Annotated in this window: 1 protein-coding gene; it reads right to left on the bottom strand. The window is 64.1% G+C overall.

The genetic code is table 11. The features are described 5' to 3' along the window. Window positions 1-890: allantoinase PuuE (locus tag EOA24_RS39090; protein WP_245501983.1), on the bottom strand; the 890-nt coding region annotated here is incomplete at its 3' end. Window positions 891-1,040 lie beyond the last annotated feature (150 nt).

Genomic DNA, 1,040 nt, shown 5'->3' with positions numbered 1-1,040 from the left:
CGGGGGATGTCGGAGCGGCGGCAGACCCAGATATCGGGATTGGCGGTGATCTTGTCGAGGAAGCGCTCCAGGCCGATCATGCGGCCGGGACGCGCAGCCAGCCGGCAATGCAGCGACACCGTCATCATGCGCGGTGTCTTCTGGCCTTCTTTCAGCAGCCAGTCGACGCCGTCGCTGACATAGTCGAAGAACTGGCTGCCGGTCTCCAGACCGGAGCCGCGCGAAAAGCGGCTGTCGTTGTTGTCGAAGCTGTGCGGCACGACCAGATGCCGCTTGCCGCCGACATCGACGAAATAGGGCAGGTCGTCATTGTAGTCGTCGCAGTCGAACAGGAAGCCGCCATGCTCGACGACCAGCCTTCTGGTGTTGAGGCTTGGCCGGCCGGTGTACCATCCGAGCGGATCGATGCCGGTGATCGTGCGGACCGCGTCCACCGTCATGGCGATGTGCTGGCGCTCTTCCTCTTCGCTGAGCGGCGCGTAGTCGATCCAGCGCCAGCCATGGCAGACGATGTCGCTGCCGAGTGCCGCGATCGCCTTGCCCGCGGCCGGGTTTAGCTCCAGCGCGCGTCCGACGATGTAGAAGGTGGGAATGACACCCTTGTCCCGGAACAGCGAGATCAGCCGCCAGACGCCGACGCGCGAGCCGTATTCGTAAAGCGATTCCATGTTGCGGTTGCGCAGGCCGGGCACGGCGGGCGCGACGGCAAGGTCGGACAGGATCGTTTCGGAAACACCGTCACCTTCGCCGATCGAGTATTCGGCACCTTCCTCGTAATTGACGACAATGTTGAGCGCCAGTTTCGCGCCACCCGGCCACTCAGCCTGCGGAGGCCGCTCGCCATAACCGATGAAATCGCGGGCGGGCAGATACGGCATGTCTGACGTCACGTCTTGAAATCCCCTCGGATGAAGCCCTTACCAGCATTGCCGGCCGCGCAGGACGGTGAGCACGCGCAGCGTGCGATCCATGACGTCCTGCGGCCCGATCGTGATGCGCAGACAATCGGTCAGGCCGTAACCGGTGAGGCCGCGCACGAT

This window comes from Mesorhizobium sp. M2A.F.Ca.ET.039.01.1.1 (assembly GCF_003998035.1).
Classification (GTDB): domain Bacteria; phylum Pseudomonadota; class Alphaproteobacteria; order Rhizobiales; family Rhizobiaceae; genus Mesorhizobium.
The sequence above is the reverse complement of the archived record's forward strand: the minus strand, read 5'-3'. Positions and strand labels throughout refer to the sequence as shown.